Origin of the sequence: Gordonia neofelifaecis NRRL B-59395 (assembly GCF_000192435.1) — a bacterium.
GTDB lineage: Bacteria > Actinomycetota > Actinomycetes > Mycobacteriales > Mycobacteriaceae > Gordonia > Gordonia neofelifaecis.
Window position 1 is genome coordinate 180,943 of the sequence record NZ_AEUD01000004.1, and the last position, 14,697, is coordinate 195,639.

At 65.9% G+C, this 14,697-nt stretch carries 13 protein-coding genes; 8 read left to right on the forward strand and 5 right to left on the reverse strand.

Annotated elements, in window-relative coordinates; all coding sequences use genetic code 11:
- Positions 1-13 precede the first annotated feature (13 nt).
- The 8 genes from SCNU_RS06620 to SCNU_RS06655 all read left to right on the forward strand — a co-directional run bounded on the left by SCNU_RS06620 (position 14) and on the right by SCNU_RS06655 (position 7,136).
- Positions 14-361, forward strand: a complete 348-nt coding sequence (locus tag SCNU_RS06620; protein WP_009678580.1) for a hypothetical protein — start codon at positions 14-16, stop codon at positions 359-361.
- A gap of 98 nt (positions 362-459) precedes the next feature.
- Positions 460-1,662 carry an NAD(P)-dependent malic enzyme gene (locus tag SCNU_RS06625; protein WP_009678581.1) on the forward strand — a complete coding sequence of 401 codons (1,203 nt, stop codon included), beginning with the start codon at positions 460-462 and terminating at the stop codon, positions 1,660-1,662.
- 95 nt (positions 1,663-1,757) lie between these two features.
- A complete protein-coding gene (locus SCNU_RS06630; RefSeq protein ID WP_009678582.1) occupies positions 1,758-2,414 on the forward strand; it encodes an isochorismatase family protein in 657 nt (218 codons plus the stop codon).
- Between the two features lie 25 nt (positions 2,415-2,439).
- Positions 2,440-3,213: an SDR family oxidoreductase gene (locus SCNU_RS06635; RefSeq protein WP_009678583.1), complete on the forward strand. Its 774-nt coding sequence runs from the start codon at positions 2,440-2,442 to the stop codon at positions 3,211-3,213.
- A 67-nt stretch (positions 3,214-3,280) separates the two neighbouring features.
- Complete coding sequence (locus tag SCNU_RS06640) at positions 3,281-4,294, forward strand: 2,5-dihydroxypyridine 5,6-dioxygenase NicX family protein (RefSeq protein WP_009678584.1); 1,014 nt, start codon at positions 3,281-3,283, stop codon at positions 4,292-4,294.
- 4 nt (positions 4,295-4,298) lie between these two features.
- On the forward strand, positions 4,299-5,459 hold the full coding sequence (locus SCNU_RS06645; RefSeq protein ID WP_009678585.1) for a DODA-type extradiol aromatic ring-opening family dioxygenase: 1,161 nt from the start codon (positions 4,299-4,301) through the stop codon (positions 5,457-5,459).
- A complete protein-coding gene (locus tag SCNU_RS06650; RefSeq protein WP_009678586.1) occupies positions 5,456-6,352 on the forward strand; it encodes a nitrilase-related carbon-nitrogen hydrolase in 897 nt (298 codons plus the stop codon). Before SCNU_RS06645 ends, SCNU_RS06650 begins: the two co-directional genes overlap by 4 nt.
- Entirely contained in the window at positions 6,345-7,136 is a 792-nt protein-coding gene (locus SCNU_RS06655) for a maleate cis-trans isomerase family protein (RefSeq protein ID WP_009678587.1), read from the forward strand. The genes SCNU_RS06650 and SCNU_RS06655 overlap by 8 nt, the downstream gene beginning before the upstream one ends.
- 79 nt (positions 7,137-7,215) lie before the next feature.
- On the opposite strand, the gene SCNU_RS19975 is transcribed toward SCNU_RS06655, so the two are convergent.
- From SCNU_RS19975 to SCNU_RS06680, 5 genes are all read right to left on the reverse strand, one after another.
- Positions 7,216-8,055: a GntR family transcriptional regulator gene (locus tag SCNU_RS19975; RefSeq protein WP_009678588.1), complete on the reverse strand. Its 840-nt coding sequence runs from the start codon at positions 8,053-8,055 to the stop codon at positions 7,216-7,218.
- Between the two features lie 183 nt (positions 8,056-8,238).
- Positions 8,239-9,246: an MBL fold metallo-hydrolase gene (locus SCNU_RS06665; protein WP_009678589.1), complete on the reverse strand. Its 1,008-nt coding sequence runs from the start codon at positions 9,244-9,246 to the stop codon at positions 8,239-8,241.
- An 8-nt stretch (positions 9,247-9,254) separates the two neighbouring features.
- Positions 9,255-10,748 carry an MFS transporter gene (locus SCNU_RS06670; protein WP_009678590.1) on the reverse strand — a complete coding sequence of 498 codons (1,494 nt, stop codon included), beginning with the start codon at positions 10,746-10,748 and terminating at the stop codon, positions 9,255-9,257.
- A 99-nt stretch (positions 10,749-10,847) separates the two neighbouring features.
- Positions 10,848-12,599 carry an FAD-dependent monooxygenase gene (locus tag SCNU_RS06675; protein ID WP_009678591.1) on the reverse strand — a complete coding sequence of 584 codons (1,752 nt, stop codon included), beginning with the start codon at positions 12,597-12,599 and terminating at the stop codon, positions 10,848-10,850.
- 39 nt (positions 12,600-12,638) lie between these two features.
- A complete protein-coding gene (locus tag SCNU_RS06680; protein ID WP_009678592.1) occupies positions 12,639-14,615 on the reverse strand; it encodes an FAD-dependent monooxygenase in 1,977 nt (658 codons plus the stop codon).
- Between the last annotated feature and the right edge of the window lie 82 nt (positions 14,616-14,697).

Here is a 14,697-nt window from a genome sequence, read left to right on the forward strand (position 1 = left end):
GCGAGGCGGACCGATGTCACCTGACCACTACCAGCGAGAGCCGGACGAGACCGACAGACCCAAGACGTTCGGCGCAGGCGCGGTCGTCGCCTTCCTGGCGGCCGTGGCCCTCTACTTCGCCGCGGACTGCCTGTTCGCGGGTTCTACAGTCAACAGCGGTTCCGCCGACAGCATCATCTGCGCGGCCGTCGTCCAGTCGCCGACCGGAGAGGCATTCGGCGACGAATTGCGCCGCCTGTCGGGCGAGGAGCGTGACATCTGCGTGCAGCAGCGTTTCTGGCGGCTGGGGATCGCCGGTGGGTGGGTTCTCGTCGCATTCGTTCTGGGTGTGATCGCCCGGCGGTGGATGCGCCGTCGTTGATTCCCCGCTGGATCGGGGGCGACTCGTGATTGGAGCCACGCCGAGATCTAAAAGTGTATACACTTACCGGATCGTCCCGATCTCAAGGAGTTCTCACCATGGTCGTGTCCCAATCCGCCGTCACTCGGTCCGAATCGGACGTCGCAACACCGCCGGCCGAGGTCATCACGCGCGATGCGATATTCGACGCACACCGGAGGGGCAAGCTGGGGGTCCGGTTGTCGGTGCCGCTGGAATCGCAGCGCGACCTTTCGATCGCGTACACCCCCGGCGTCGCCCAAGTGTGCACGGCGATTTCGGAGCGGCCGGAGTTGCGCCGTGAATACACCTGGACTGATCGGCTGGTCGCCGTCGTCACGGACGGATCGTCGGTGCTCGGGCTCGGTGATATCGGTGCGGCGGCGTCCCTTCCGGTGATGGAGGGGAAGGCCGCGCTGTTCAAGCAGTTCGCCGACTTGGACTCCATCCCAATCGTGCTCGACACCAACGATCCTGACGAGATCGTGGAGACGCTGGTGCGTATGCGGCACAGCTTCGGGGCGGTGAACCTGGAGGACATCGCGGCGCCGCGCTGCTTCGAGGTGGAGCGGAAAGTCAAGGCCGCACTCGACTGTCCGGTGATGCACGACGATCAGCACGGCACTGCGATCGTCGCGCTGGCGGCGCTCTACGGTGCGTGCGCCGTGCAGCGGCGTGAGCTCGCAGGCCTGCGTGTGGTGATCTCCGGGGCCGGTGCCGCCGGAGTCGCGATCGCGAACATCCTGCTCGCCGGCGGCGTACGCGATGTGGTGATGCTAGATTCCAAGGGCATCGTGAGCCGCGACCGCACGGATCTCACGGAGATGAAGCGGGAACTCGCTGAACGGACGAATCCCGCGAACCGTCGTGGTGTGGTTGGGGACGCGCTCGACGGCGCCGATGTGTTCATCGGCGTGTCGTCGGGCACGGTCCCCGATGCGGCCGTCGCCGGGATGGCGCCTGACGCGATCGTGTTCGCAATGTCGAATCCCAACCCGGAGATCCATCCTGATCTGGCGCGGAAGCACGCGGCGATCGTCGCGACCGGCCGCAGTGACTACCCGAATCAGATCAACAACGTGCTCGCGTTCCCCGGTGTTTTCAAGGGCGCGCTGGACGCGGGCGCCCGGGAGATCACCGAGGCGATGAAGCTGGCTGCGGCGCGAGCGATCGCCGACGTGGTCGCGGACGAGCTCGCGGTGGATCGGATCGTGCCGAGCCCGCTGGATCCGCGCGTGGTGCCTGCCGTCGCCGCTGCGGTCGCCGCGGCTGCGGCACGGTGAATCCGCTGTGAGATACCTCTTGTGCACTGCACCTCCAACCTGCATAATCAAGTGTATGCAAAAATGCATACACTATAGCGGGAGGCTTGATCGCCATGACTGACGCGGACGGCGTCCGGGAACGCTACGCAAAAGGCGGACTTCTCGGCAGGCTCACTCCGGGTACGGCGCCCGCTCTCGTCGTCGTCGACCTTCAGTACGGCTTCACCGAGCCGCGTTACGCGCCGGGTTTCGACCTCGACCACGTGGTGAACGCCACCGCGGACCTGCTGGCGGCGGCCCGCGCGAATGACGTCCCCGTCCTGTACACGACGATCGCGTTTCCGGACGACGACGGAACGGGTGGCACCTGGCTGCAGAAGATGCCCGCGCTCGAAGGTCTGCGTCTCGGAGACCGCAGTGTGGAGATCGATGCCCGGGTCGCGCCAGCCGACGGCGACGCCGTGCTGGTGAAACAGGCGGCGTCGGCGTTCGCCGGGACAGGTCTGGCAGAACTCCTCTCCGCCTCGTCGGTCGACAGCATCCTGGTGGTCGGCGCGACGACCTCTGGATGTGTTCGAGCGACGGCCGTCGACGGTTGTACCGCCGACCTGCCGGTCTTCGTCGTCCGAGAGGCAGTCGGCGACCGCGAGCAGGCTCCGCACGACGCCGCTCTTCTGGACTTGGACGCCAAGTACGCCGATGTGATCGGCCTCGGCGAAGCACTCACTCTGCTGCAGGCACGGCCGGTTGCGCCGACTGCTGCACACTGACCATCTCTGACGGAAGGAACTGTTCATGGATCTGGGACTTCACAGCGGAGTCGCGCTGGTCACCGCGGCATCCCGCGGCATCGGCCGCGCGACCGCCGAACGGCTGGCGCGCGAAGGGATGACGGTGGTGGCTGCCTCGCGGTCGGGCGGTGACGCCGAAGAACTCCTCGACGGCGGTCGGATCGTCAATCTGCCGCACGACCTTGCCGACGAGCAAGCGACCGCCGCTCTCGTGAACGATGTCGTCGAGCGGTTCGGCAGGCTCGACGCCGCAGTCCTCAACACGGCCGGTCCCAAGATCACCCCGGTGCTGTCGACCACGTGGGAGGACTGGACCGCGGCCCACGACCTGCTGCTGCGGCCCGTGGTGCAGATCGGTACCGCGGCGGCACGGCACATGGCCGATGCGGAGGTCGGCTCTATCGTTCTGCTGTCGTCCACGTGGGTGCGTCAGCCTGCGCCCGGCGGCGTGCTCTCGACGAGCTATCGGTCGGCGGCCTCGGCGTTCATCAAGTCGCTGGCGACGGAGGTCGCCGGTAGTGGGGTCCGCGTCAATCAGGTCCTCACCGGTGCCACCGGCACCGACCGGACCCAGCGCATCGCCGAGATCAAGGCCGAGGCGAACGGCACCACCGTCGAGGAGGAGAACGCCGCAGTGGTGCGGGACATCCCGCTCGGGCGGTGGGCCGAGGCGGCGGAGATCGCCGACGTGGTCGCCTTCCTCGCGTCCGCGCGGGCCTCGTTCATCACCGGCACCGCAGTACCCGTCGACGGCGGTGCGGTCCGCGCCGCCCACTGACGTATCACCGGCTCAGACAACAGCGTCGGACACGGCGCCCAACAAACCCGAAACAAGGAGATTCACCATGCCGAAGACGCTCACCGAGAACTTCGTCGACCAGTTCCGCCTGTGCGATGTGAAACCGACCGAGACCGTCGGTGTGATCGCCGAACTCGGCCAGAAACAGGAATATGTGGACGCCGCGGTGGCCGCGGCCCGCCAGCTCGGCGCCGGGGCACTGGTGCTGCACGCATCGAGCCTCTCGAGTCCGATGCTGCCGCCGTACACGCCGGACGGCCGCGAGGTCGCGCCGCTGCTGGCTGCGGCGGGCGAGTGTGACTTCGTCGTCGACGTGACCGTCGGCGGATTGATCCACTCGGACGTGCGCACGCGGATCACCGGCAACGGCAAGCGGATGCTGTTCGTCGCCGAGCCGAACGACGTTCTGGAACGACTGATGGGCTCGACGGATCTGCGGGCGTCGGTCGAAGCCGGCGGTGACCGCCTGCGGGCCGGTTCCACCCTGCACGTCACGAGCGCCGCGGGCACCGATCTCACCGCGGACATCGCGGGTGAAGATCTGCCTATCACCCACCAGTGGGGCTATGTCGACGAGCCGGGCCGGTGGGATCACTGGCCGTCGGGTTTCGTCGCATGCTTCCCGAACGACCGTACCGCCGAGGGGCGCATCGTGCTGCAGCCAGGCGATGCGCTGATCCCCTGGCAGCGGTACGTGCAGAGCCCCGTGACGATCGAGGTGGAGAAGGGATTCATCGCGAAGGTCAGCGGTGACGGCGCCGACGCACGCATCCTCAACGACTACTTCGAGGCCTGGAACGACAGCGAGGTGTGGGCCCTGAGCCACATGGGCTGGGGGCTGCTGCCGCAGGCACGGTGGTCAGCCTTCGACGTCTACGAGCCGCGGTCGCTGTACGGGCAGGAACTGCGTTCCACGGCAGGCAACTTCATGTGGTCGACCGGGTCGAACCGGTTCGCCGGCCGCGAGACGCCCGCACATCTGGACGTCCCGATGGGCGGGTGCACCGTCTCGATCGACGACCACGTCGTGGTGCGTGACGGCGAACTGGTGGAGGAGTGATCCCGTGAGCGCCCAGCAACCGATGAACAAAGCGACCATCGAACACGCGATTCTGGCGCTGGCGCGCGACAGCGAGCTGCTGGCGGCCGTTCGGGACGAGCCGACTCGCGCTCCGGAGCTGCTCGGCCTGGACGTGGAATGGGCCGAGGTGATCCTCGCAGGGGACCGTGATCGGCTGCGCTCGGTCGGCCTCAACGATGGAATGACCATCCTCGTCAGCCGGTGGTTCTCCGGGGATCTGTCCGATTCGACGAGCACCGGCGGATTCACCGTCGACCACAGCATTCCGCTGCCGGTTCCGGACGTTCCGGAGAACCTGGTCTTCGCCGGTGGCTGCTCGCATGTTCCGGACCTGCTGGCCCGGCCCGAGATCGATCCAGAAGAAGCGGTGAACCGCCTTCTCGAGGGCTACGCGCGGCTGAAGGATGACCTGGTGGCCGCAGCGCCCGATGTGATCCTGGTGTCCGCCGACTGCCACTTCCAGAGCTTCGAGACCGGTCACGTCGTCCTCGGTGAGTCGATGAACCACGAGGGGTCGATGGAGTTCTTCTCCCGGCCTGACCTGGACCTGAAGCTGACCGGCGCGCCGGAGTTCTCGCGGAAGCTCGCCGCGGCGGTGCGTGAGGCCGGACTGGAGGTGGAGGAGGCGCCGGTCGTCGACCTCGACCACGGTCTGGTGGTTCCGCTTCGATTGGTTCTGCCGCGCCCCGATCTGCCGGTGATTCCGGTGATCACCCAGCCCGCGCGGTCGTTCTCGCCGTTCAACGCTCGGCGGTTCGGCGAGGCGATGCGTTCGGTGGTCGCCGAGTCGGGGCTGCGCGTTGCCTTCCTGGCGACCGGCGGTCTCTCCCACTGGCTGGATCCGGGCCATTTCGGCGGTGTCGACGTCGAGTTCGACTCCTACATCCTGCAACTGCTCGAGGCCGGTCGCGGTCTGGACCTGGCCGCTCTGGAACCGTTCGCCCTCCTGGAGCACGGTCAGTACGAGTTCCCGAACTGGCTGATCATGCTCGGGCTGACCGGCCCGGCCGTGCACGGTGAAGTGTACGCGTACGAGCCGATGGAGGCATCCGGCGGTGGCTGGACGGTGGTCCGCATGGACCTGGAGCGTGCCGTAGCCGAACGCGCTGCCGCGCAGGTCCCGGTCGACAGTGTGAGCCGATGACCGCGCCCGGCAGGTCCCTGAAGATCGGTCTGACCCAGTGGCACGCCACCACCGATGTCGCGGCGAACACCGCTGTAGCGTTGCGGGTGATCGAGCGTGCGGCCGCCGACGGCGCGCGGATCGTCGTGCTCCCGGAGAACGGTCTGATGCTCGGCAGCAACGTTGCGATGCGGGAGGCGGCGTTCGACGCGGACTCGCCGACAATTGCCGCATTGCGAGACGCGGCGGCTCGCCTCGGAGTGGTCTTGGTGGTCGGCGGGCTGAAGAACTCGACGCCGGACGGGGTGTTCAACTCCGCCCTCGTGATCGATCGGTCGGGCCAGATCGTCGGCCGATACGACAAGATCCATCTATTCGACGCGAACATCGGCGGGCAGTCGTTCGAGGCGTCGTCGGTGGAGCGCGCGGGCGCCGCCCCGACGCTGCTTGACGTCGACGGCGTCCGGATCGGAATGCTCATCTGTTATGACGTCCGATTCCCGGAACTGTCCCGCGAATTGGCCGCTGCGGGAGCCGAGGTGCTGCTGGTGCCGTCGGCGTTCGTGCAATCGACGGGCGAGGCGCACTGGCACACGCTGCTGCGGGCGCGCGCCATCGAGAATCTGGCCTACGTGATCGCGCCCGCGACGGTCGGATCGTCGACGCCGGATGTGGTCGACGCCTTCCCGACGTACGGCCACGCGCTCGCGGTCTCGCCGTGGGGCGAGGTGCTCGCCGACTTGGGGACCGAGACCGAGGCCGTGCAGACCGTGGACCTCGATCTGGACCGTGTCGGCGCCGCCCGCAGCAAACTGCCCGTTCTGGCCGGTCGTCGGGAGCATGCCGTGTACGCCACCGAGCCGACCGTGATCACTGTCGGTGCCACCGAACCGAGAGAAGGAACCGATGACTGACCTGCATGCCGGACTCCAACAGGATGACTGGGCCGCGACGAACCACCGCGTCGGCCTGGTGGTCCCCAGCTCCAACACCACGATGGAGACCGAGATCCCGGCGATGCTGAACGCCCGCCGAGAGATCCGGCCGGACGAGCGGTTCACCTTCCACTCGTCCCGGATGCGGATGAAGCACGTGACCCCAGAGGAACTTACCGCGATGGACGCGGACTCGGTGCGTTGCGCGGTGGAGCTGGCGGATGCCCGCGTGGACGTCATGGCCTACGCGTGCCTGGTGGCGATCATGTCGCAGGGGAGGGGCTACCACCGGGAGTCGGAGCAGAAGCTGGCCGCCGCTGCGGCGGAGGAGAGCGGCAACGAGATCCCCGTGGTCTCCTCGGCCGGTGCGCTGACCGAGGCGCTGGCGCATCTCGGAGTCCGCAAGCTGGCCGTGGTGACGCCGTACATGAAGCCGCTGACCGCCACGGTCTGCGACTATATCGAGTACGAGGGGTTCACAGTGGTCGACTCGTTGAGCCTGGAGGTCGCCGACAACCTGGCCGTGGGACGGCTGGATCCGCGTAACCTGCTCGGACACGCGGAGCGGGTCAGCACCTCGGGCGCTGACGCGCTGGTGATCAGTGCGTGCGTGCAGATGCCGTCGCTGCCGGTGCTCGACGCCCTGCAACAGCGGTTCGACATCCCCGTGCTGTCGGCGGCCGCGGCCACCACGTGGCGTCTCCTTGGAGATCTGGGTCTCGATCAGGTAGTCCCGCGCGCCGGTGCGCTGCTGGCCCCGTAGAGGTCGACGACTAGCAGAACAGCGCCGCCGGTTCCGAGAAAGTCTCGGAACCGGCGGCGCTCTGCTGAGCTGTTCGCGGTCATCCGACGTCGTCGACGAGCTCGGCTTCGGAGATGAAGACGAGATTCGACGTCCGCAGTGACGGCATCGGCGAAGTAGGGGTGGACCAGGTGATGGCGGCCGGTCTTACCACGGTTCCGTCAGCCGTGTGCTCGACGTCGATGCCGCGACCGCGCAGGGCCACCAGGAGCGATGCGAACCGGTGATCGGAGTCCGCATCCAAGACCAAGCCGAGTGCCGCATCGGTCAGGTGGAACTGCAGGACGTGATGCGCCAGTCCGCTCTCACCGCTAATAAGGGCGTCCAGATACAGATTATCGACACCGATGAAGTCGTCGGGGGTGCGGTTGTGCGCCAGGTAGACACGTTGGTGCCGGTAGATGCGAATGTGCAGTGATTTGATGAGATCGCGGAACGATGCCGGGTACCGATTCAGTGCGACGTCGTGGAACCGGTCGTGCGCATCCTGGAATCGCCTGCCGTGTCCACGGGTCTCGCGCATCTCGTCGAGAGCGGTGCGCATCTCATCGAAGTCGGTGGTCGTGAACTCGTCGATCAGCCCCGACACGGTCGGTGGCTCGATCAGCAGCCGGAGCGCGTAGCTCTCCTCGGTCTCGGAGTTGACGACCGGCGCCACGTGCATACCGCGGTTGGCGGAGGCGATCAGCAGGCCGTCTGCCTCGAGTCGCTGCAGGGCCTCGCGCAGCGGAGTACGGCTGACGTTGAACTCGGCCGCCAACTGCGCCTGCGACATTCGCGCGCCGGGTGGATAATCGCCGGAGATCACCCGTTCCCGCAATGCGGCATGCAGGTCGTCGACCGTGGTACCGGTCCTGAGCAGTGGTTCCGGGTTGGCCACGTTTCCCCCTGGTGCGTAGGACGGTTCATTCAACGACGGCGCGTTGCGAGAACGATTCACTCGAAGTGTATCCATTTCGCGGTGCCGATCGGCAATTCTTCGTGGCGGATGCGCGCGTGGCCGCCGATAGAGCTTCGTCGCGGGCGAGTGCCTTCAGCGGGAATTAGTCTCGGCATCGACGGCCTAAGCGATCGGAACCTCGAGCAGGTCCTCGCCAACGACGACTTCACCGTCGTACCCGGACTGCGCCCAGCGCTGCCATTTGTCGACCGGAATCGGGTTCTCAGCCATATCGGCGATATGAGACAGAACTAGCTTGCCGCAGCGCGCTTTCGCCGCGATGTCTCCGACCTTCTGCACCTCGACGTGGCTCTGCAGGAGATGATCGAAGAACGCTGGGCTAGATGAGTCCCAGCCCTCCAGATTGAGTGCTTCGTGCACGAGTACGTCGGATGAGTCGGCGAGTCGAATCAAGTTGGAACTGTAGGCGGTGTCACCGGAAAAGGTCACCGAGCCATACGCGCAGTCGAAGCGGAAAGCGAATGCAGGGTATACGGGCCCGTGCGGAACCAGGATTGCGCTGACTCTTACGACTCCATCGTCCATGACGACGAAAGGTTCCATGTCGGGAGCTCGGTTCTGGAAGTCGGCCCCGATGTCCGGGATGGCGATGTCGTTCACTTCGGCCAGGCTTCGTGGATCCCTGATCCCCATGTCGCGGAGAAAGAGGTTACTGCTGTATGCATATGCGCGATGACACAGCATCGTCATTTCGCGCGTGCCAGGCGTGGGGTTTTCGTCCTCGCCAACAGTCGGTGCGCTGCCGCCGCCGAACTTCTCAGGCAGGCCGCCGGCAGCGCCGGGCCCCCAGACGCCGATCTTCTCCGAGAGGGTGTCATTGAGTCCTGTGACTGGGTCGATGTTGCGGTTCTGGGAGTTACCCGCCAGAAGAATGAAATTGTAATAGTCGGCGATGTGATCTGCATGCAGGTGGGTGAGGAAGATTCCGCGCAGGGTGTCGAATCGGAGCCCGGACTTCACATACTGGGTGACCGCTGAACGGCCGCAGTCGACCATGTACACGTTGCCATCCACCACGACTGCGGTCGCGATACCGGTGCGGTGCTGGTCGGCGGGAGGCCCCGCGCGAGTACCGAGAAGAACGAGTTTGAAAGAACTATCCACGGACATATCTGCACCTACTTGCTGGGTTCGAGTGGGCTTGGCTTGAGCGGGCTGGATTCGACGCTCTGCGTGCGGGTCCCTCCGGAGGCCGGTTGCCGGCCGTTCTTCATGAAAACTGCGACGAGCAATGCGAGCGCAGCAAGAACGACGTAGATGACGTAGATCGTGTCGAATCCAGACATGTCGACAACGCGGGTCCCCGTGGCTGAATCGGTTCCAACTGTGCTGTTAACTACAAGGACCCCAAGGAATCCTGTGGCGACGGCGCCGGCGAACTGTTCGGCGGTCGTCTTGAGCGAGGCACCCAGTCCCTGGTCCGTGTCGTGTACTGATTCAACGACAAGGTTCGAGACCGAGGAGTGGTAGCTTCCGGTGCCGATGCCGAATAGCGCGCCGAGCACGATCGCCATAGGAATCGAGTTGATTGAACCGGTGGCGACCAACGCGGCGCCGACGCACCATGCGATTGCCGAGACCATGAAGGAGAGCCGAGGGCTGAATTTGCGGCAGAGGAAGCCGATTAGGACGCCGGTCAGGGCTCCGAAGATTCCCATGACGACTGCGTAGTAGAGGCTATAAGTCGCCGGTGACAGGCCGAGGCCATTGCCCTGACCGTCGGTCGCCTTGCTCTGCAGAATCTGCGGGATGAACGTGACATTGCTGTTGAAGATCGCGCCGATCAGGATCGCGACGATCAGGATCGGAAGGATCCCACTGTCACGCACGAAGCGTAGTGGTACCAACGGGCTCCGGGATCGGAATTCGGAGATGACGAAGACGGCTAGGGCGAGGACTCCGACGATGAAGAGTGGCACTCGATAGCCGGCAAAGGTGACCGCGGCGATCAAGAATCCGAGTGTAACGCCGAGCGACAGTCCGCTCAGGTAATTGATGTACTGGGGATTGCGGACTGGTGTTTCGGGGACCACGGCGAAGACCAGAAGAATCGTCGCCATCGCGTAGACAGCGAGAACCACGAACGGTGCGCGAAAGCCGACAGTCTCGGTCAACCAGCCTCCGATGAACGGGCCGATGATCGCAGAGACGCCGACACCGGTACCCAGTGCTCCGATACCAATGGGGACCAACCGCGGAGGTACCAGGTCCCGAACCAGCCCGTATGTCAGCACGAGCGCGACCATGCCCACACCTTGGAACGCTCGACCGACGATCATCACCGGGAACGACCACGACAAGGCACAGAGGATCGCCCCGAAAGCCAGCGATCCAGTGCCAGACAGCAGTATCAGTCGCTTGCCGAACCTATCACCCATCTTTCCGATTATCGGCAACGATGCACCGCCGACGATCAGCATCGCGGTGAATACCCAGCCGATCTGGCTGCCCTGATAGTGCTTCCCGATCGCGGGTAGTGCAGGACTGATCATATTGAACTCGAATGAGACCACTTCGCTGATCAGGACCAGTGACACGATGATCGCGATCGAGCGGGCCGTCGACGGGGCCTGATTTCGACCAATGGTGGCGGATTCGATTGAATCATCCATTGACCTCTCCTTGTTTGTGGGGTTGAGCACCCGGTTGAATGGGGCGACGAGCTACCGATGGTGTGGTGACGGGCCCGCGAACGGAAGCGAACGGGCGAGTCATCGGTCGAGAATGGTCCTGATTGCATCGAGGAGACTTGCGGTCGGGTCGGGCCCCGCCTGGCGGGCTCGCCAGGCGACGTGCCTGTCCGGGCGCACCAGCACTGCGCCGGAGTGACTGACCTCGCAGCGGTCGTCCCATTCGCGGTAGGGGTCCCGGATCGCGGTCCCCGGTCCAATCGTGTGGACTGCGATCTCGACGCCTAGATCCCCGGATACGCGCTCTGCGGCTTCCCGCCAGACCCCACCTCCGCGGCCGACCAGCAGTGCGAACTGCAGGCCGTCGACCAGATCGATGCTCGAGAGGGGGAGATCGTCGCGTTCCAGTCGGGCGTGCGGGACCCGATTGCCGGGGCGAGTCGTGGGCAGGTACTCGAGGACCTGCTGCCGGGCCGGGCGGCGGTCGGGTGCCTCGTCCTGGATCACGGCGCCTGCCTCGTAGGCGTAGCCGAGCTCGAGTCCGATGGCGTTGAACTGGAGGTCCGACACGTCCAGCGCCTCGGTCAGAGCTCGCCGCCTGGCGTCACCGGCCGGTGACGCCTCGTCCAGTTCGGCGAGCGCGGCCCATCCCTCCTCCTCGGTCTGATCATCGGCGAGTCCCAGAGCGTCGGTGAGCTCCATCGACTCGATCAGGCTGTTGACGGCTCGGGCGACGCCGGCCTCGTCGATGGGTCGGCGCTCGGTGTCGTACGACTCCAGCAGCCCGGGGCCGGCGACGTTCTGGTCCACCAGCGCAATCTTCCAGGCCAGGTTGAAGGAGTCCGCGATCGACATGTTCAGACCGAGGCCGCTGCTCGGCGGATGCCGGTGTACCGCGTCGCCGACGCAGAAGATCCCCGAGTTCGAGTACCTCACTGCCGACTGTCTGTCGACTGTCCAGCCGGAGATACCCTTGACCTCGACACGGTCCAGTGGTTCGCCGACAAAGGCCTCGATGTGGGCGCGGGCGTCATCGGGAGTCATCGCGGTGAGATCTTCGCGCGCCGGATCGTAGTAGCGAATGAGGACGTACTCGTCGAACGGATGATGGCACACCAGCGTTCCGAGCCGTTGCGGCGGAAGCGGCCCCGGGTGGACATTGAACACGAGGACGCCGGGTCGATGGGCGAGGTAAGAGCTCAGGTCCGCCGTGAACCAGATGCTCGCGGCGTGGAACAGCGCGGTCTGTCCGTTCAGGTGGAGCCCGGCCGCCTCGAGTACTCGGGAGCGGCCGCCGTCGGCACCGACAATGAATCGCGAACGCACGGTGTGGGTGGTGCCGGTGCGTAGGTCGCAGACAGTACTGATGTACCCGTCGCCGTCATTGCGCACGTCCAGCCATTCCTGCTGGAAGTGGACGTCGGAGCCGGTCCTGCGCAGCGCGTTCACCAGTAGCGGCTCGAACACGGTCTGGGGGCAGTTGACTACCTCGCAGGGGCTGGCCTGCGAGTAGTGCGGCCGTCGGTCGGCACCGCGGCCGTACACCTCCCGGCGGGCCACCTCGGGACGATTGAGAGTCGTCACATACAGGTTGTTGGCCATGAGTTCGTTGGGGACGGCGGCCCGCATCAGGTCGTCCTCGATGCCGAGGTGCCGCATGATCTCGGTGGTGCGTTGGTTGACGATATGTGCCCGCGGCATGTGCGCAGTGCCCGCATACCGCTCGACGAGGTGGTGCGACACCCCGTACTGAGCCAGGGTCAGTGCCATCGTCAGTCCTGCGGGTCCGGCACCGACGATCAGAACGGTCGTCTCGAGTTCGTGATCTGGCATTGGTGGCCTTCCGGGGATACCGGCCGAGTCGCCGGGGGCTCAGTAATTGCGCGCCGATGCCAGGGGTGCGCGCGGTGTGCGGTGGTCGGAGTGGGTGGCACGGTTGGCGCCGGTGCGGCTCGGGACCGTTGTCGGACGCAGGATGTCCGCGAAGTAGGCGTCCAGTTCGCCGAATGCGTCCAGCGGCAGAACCGCACCGACGTACTGGTCCGGCCGCACCACCACTAGTGCTCCGGACTGCCGATTCACGCTGCGCATGTCGAAGACATCGGTGCCGGGGCTGCGCAGGTCGGGAGCGAAGATCTTCTCGTAGTCGGTGAGTCCCAGTGCACCGCACGTCGGCCGCAGGAGGGCGGGGGTCTGCCCGAAATCGATGTCGCGATGGTCCTGTTGGTAGACGGCGCGCACGTCGAACACCTCCGCGGGATCGCCGCCCGACTCGGCGTACCGCCGCCACGGGGAGGCCGGCGACTCGGTCAGATGGTCGCACAGCGCTGCGGCGCGGGAGTCTGCCGCGGACGGATCCGCGGCGTCGGCGAACAGGTACAGACGCCAGGCGCCGTCGGCTCGTGCGACATGCCCCAGGTGCATCGGCCTGGCATCTGCAACCCGGATCACCGGTGCGGAATGGAACCGCTCCCCGACGACGAAACCCGCAGCGAGATGCTGATGGTCTGCGCCGCCGGTTAGACGCGACGGCCTGTAATGGGTCGCCACTCCGGCGGTGAACCGGCCCTGTTCGGCGAACAGGGTCTGGAATCGCACCGGGTCGGAATCGAGCACTCGATTCCATTCGCGGTCGAAGTCGATCAAGTCCTGGGCGATCTGCTGGCGTTCGGTGGAGTAGGTCCGCAGCAATGACTCGTCGCACTGGCCGCGCAGGACGGCACCGAGCTTCCACGCCAGGTTGAAGCCGTCCTGCATGGACACGTTCATGCCCTGTCCGGCCTTCGCGGAGTGGGTGTGGCAGGCGTCGCCGGTGATGAACACGTGGGGGACGGCCTCGGCGGGCGATTCTGGCGTCAGATCGTCGAAGCGCTCAGTCAGCCGCTGGCCAACCTCATAGATCGAGGTCCACGCGAACTCCTTGACGTCGATGCGGTATGGGGCCAGGACCTTGTTCACCGTCTCCACCATCTGCTCGCGGGTGATGTCGCGCGGCGAGGCCAGCCCGGTGATGTCCACCTGGTCCAACTCGATGTAGATCCGCACCAGGTGACCGCCCTCGCGTGGGATCACCAGGATGTTGCCGTGCGGGGAGGAGATGAACGACTTCAGCCGGATGTCGGGGAAATCGGTGATGGCCAGGACATCCATCACACCCCACGGGGTGTTGGTGCGGTCGCCGTGCATCGGCGCGCAGATCGCGCTCCGCACCGCACTGTGTGCGCCGTCGGAGCCGACGACGTATTTGGTCCGCACCGTGATCGCGCCGTCGGCCCGGCGCAGCACTGCCCGGACCGGGTACGATTCGTCGGCGTCGGCCGCGTGCGGGTCGTCCACCTCGAGACCGACGAACTCAGTGCCGTAGTCCGGTGTGAGCCGCGTCGGTGACTTCACCATGACCTGCATCAAGAGGTCCAGTAGCCGAGCTTGATTGACGATCACCTCGTGGTACTCCGACAGGCCGGGTTCGGTGTCCGGGACCCGATCGGTGCGAACGATGCGGTCGGCGTCGGCCGGATCCGGCCGCCAGAACGAGGTCTCGCTGGTCCAGTACGACTCGCGGAGCAGGATCTCGCTCAGGCCGAAGGCCTCGAGCATCTCCATGCTGCGGCACGACAGTCCGTCGGCCTGACCGAACTGCAGCGGACCGTCGCGCTTCTCGACGACGCGGGTCGTGATTTCCGGGAACTGGCTCAGTTGCGCGGCGAGGATTAGTCCAGCGGGTCCGGTGCCGACCACGAGAACGTCCATCGTGCTGCCGTCCCGCAGCGGTCCGGCCTGCTCGCGGCCCGGGGCGGCGGGCATCAGGTCCGGGTCGCCGACGCTGAAGCCGTTCTGATGGTACTGCATAGGATTGTCTCCTGGTGATGAGTGGTGAGTGGCCGTTCGGCGCGACGGGCCGGGACGGGTGGGGCAGCAAGGATGCTGAGGA

Bases quoted from the DNA above. Each gene is read 5' to 3' on its own strand.
- SCNU_RS06630 (WP_009678582.1), top strand. From the start codon at position 1,758: ATGACTGACGCGGACGGCGTCCGGGAACGCTACGCAAAAGGCGGACTT.
- SCNU_RS06680 (WP_009678592.1), bottom strand. From the start codon at position 14,615: ATGCAGTACCATCAGAACGGCTTCAGCGTCGGCGACCCGGACCTGATG.
- SCNU_RS06635 (WP_009678583.1), top strand. From the start codon at position 2,440: ATGGATCTGGGACTTCACAGCGGAGTCGCGCTGGTCACCGCGGCATCC.
- SCNU_RS06655 (WP_009678587.1), top strand. From the start codon at position 6,345: ATGACTGACCTGCATGCCGGACTCCAACAGGATGACTGGGCCGCGACG.
- SCNU_RS06625 (WP_009678581.1), top strand. From the start codon at position 460: ATGGTCGTGTCCCAATCCGCCGTCACTCGGTCCGAATCGGACGTCGCA.
- SCNU_RS06650 (WP_009678586.1), top strand. From the start codon at position 5,456: ATGACCGCGCCCGGCAGGTCCCTGAAGATCGGTCTGACCCAGTGGCAC.
- SCNU_RS06640 (WP_009678584.1), top strand. From the start codon at position 3,281: ATGCCGAAGACGCTCACCGAGAACTTCGTCGACCAGTTCCGCCTGTGC.
- SCNU_RS06665 (WP_009678589.1), bottom strand. From the start codon at position 9,246: ATGTCCGTGGATAGTTCTTTCAAACTCGTTCTTCTCGGTACTCGCGCG.
- SCNU_RS06670 (WP_009678590.1), bottom strand. From the start codon at position 10,748: ATGGATGATTCAATCGAATCCGCCACCATTGGTCGAAATCAGGCCCCG.
- SCNU_RS06620 (WP_009678580.1), top strand. From the start codon at position 14: ATGTCACCTGACCACTACCAGCGAGAGCCGGACGAGACCGACAGACCC.
- SCNU_RS06675 (WP_009678591.1), bottom strand. From the start codon at position 12,599: ATGCCAGATCACGAACTCGAGACGACCGTTCTGATCGTCGGTGCCGGA.